Source organism: Falsiroseomonas oryzae, from assembly GCF_027856955.1.
In the GTDB taxonomy this organism is placed as follows: Bacteria; Pseudomonadota; Alphaproteobacteria; order Acetobacterales; family Acetobacteraceae; genus Falsiroseomonas; species Falsiroseomonas oryzae.
On the sequence record NZ_JAPSMD010000744.1, the window covers coordinates 1 to 1,534 of the forward strand.

General features: G+C 73.3%; 2 protein-coding genes. Both read right to left on the reverse strand.

Annotated elements, in window-relative coordinates; translation table 11 throughout:
* A partial coding sequence (locus OZN99_RS31285) for a HAMP domain-containing protein (RefSeq protein ID WP_270939098.1) occupies positions 1 to 809 on the reverse strand: 809 nt, incomplete at its 3' end.
* A 107-nt stretch (positions 810 to 916) separates the two neighbouring features.
* Positions 917 to 1,339 carry a nucleoside-diphosphate kinase gene (gene ndk, locus OZN99_RS31290; RefSeq protein WP_270939099.1) on the reverse strand — a complete coding sequence of 141 codons (423 nt, stop codon included), beginning with the start codon at positions 1,337 to 1,339 and terminating at the stop codon, positions 917 to 919.
* Positions 1,340 to 1,534: the final 195 nt, after the last annotated feature.

Sequence of the window (1,534 nt, forward strand, 5' to 3'; positions counted from 1 at the left end):
GCGGCCTCGGAGAGGCGGGCGTTCTCGGCCAGGCGGCCGCGGAGGATCGCGACGGCGGCGGCGATGGCGCCGACCTCGTCCGGCCCGGCGGGTGGCAGCTTCGTGCCGTCCAGCCGGCCATCCGCCATGTCGCGCAGCGCGCCGGACAGGCTGCGCAGCGGACGGGCGATGTCGCGCACGCCGAACCACAGCATGCCGCCGGTCAGCAGCGCGACGGCGAGGGCGGAGCCGGCGAGCAGGAGCAGCGCGAGGGCGCGCGCCTCCGCCGCGGCGTCCGCCTGCAGCCGGTCCACCGCCCCGGAGAGCGACACCGCCAGCGCATCCAGCGCATCGGAGAAGGCGGTGCGGTTGGCCCGGTTGGCGTCGTTGTTGCCCAGGCGGTCGGCCGCCTCCCGCCCCTGCTCCACGCCGATCCGCGCGAGTTCCGCGCGCAGCCGCACGAACTCCGCCAGGGCGGTCTCGAGCCGGGCAGCGCGCTCCGCCTCGCCGGGCGGCAGCATGGAGCGCAGCGCGGCCCAGCCCTGGCGCATCTCGTCCAGGTGGCGGTTGAGGCCCTGCGCGAAGCGTTCCGCCTGCCCGCGATTGGCGGCGAGGTAGAGGCCGCGGCTCTCCATCACCACGGCATAGACGCCGACGCGCACGCGCTCGATCAGCGCCTCCGCCTCGGCATATCGCATCGCCTGCGCGTAGCGGGCCGCCTGGTGCTGCAGTACGAGCTGGCTGGCACCGGCGGCGCCGAGCGCGACGGCGCCGAGCAGCAGCAGACCGCTGGCCAGGCGAAGACCGATCGAGGCGCGCCAACGCCGCATGACCGTCCTCCTTCAAGCAACTTGCGTGAAGGATGACTGCTTCGGGTTGACGTAAGGTTAGCCAGCGCGGCGGCGCCGCCATGCCGGCGGCGCAGCCCGGCGCCGGATCAGCCGACGATCTCGTTGCCGGCGAAGAAGTAGGCGATCTCGATCGCGGCGTTCTCCGGGCTGTCGGAGCCGTGCACGGAATTGGCCTCGATGCTCTCGGCGAAGAGCTTGCGGATCGTGCCGTCGGCCGCGTTGGCGGGGTTGGTGGCGCCCATCAGCTCGCGGTTCCTCGCCACCGCGTTCTCGCCCTCGAGCACCTGCACGACGACCGGGCCGGAGACCATGAAGTCCACCAGGTCGTTGTAGAACGGGCGCGCGGCGTGGACCTTGTAGAACTCCTTGGCGTGCGCCCGGGACATCCAGATGCGCTTCTGGGCGACGATGCGCAGGCCGTTCTCCTCGAAGATCGCGTTGATCTTGCCGGTGAGGTTCCGGCGGGTCGCGTCCGGCTTGATGATGGAGAAGGTGCGCTCGATGGCCATGGGGCGGTCCTTGTTGCAGTCGCGCGTCGGCGCGCTGGCGGGTGTCCGAAGGGCGCGCGCCGGATAGGCGTTGGCGGCCCCCGGCGCAAGTCCCGCCGCGCGTCCGGGCGCCGCGCTACACCCCGCCCTCGCGCCGCAGCGCCTCCTCGATGCCGCCATCCCCCCCATCGCGCCGCGCCTCCGCCAGCTACGCGC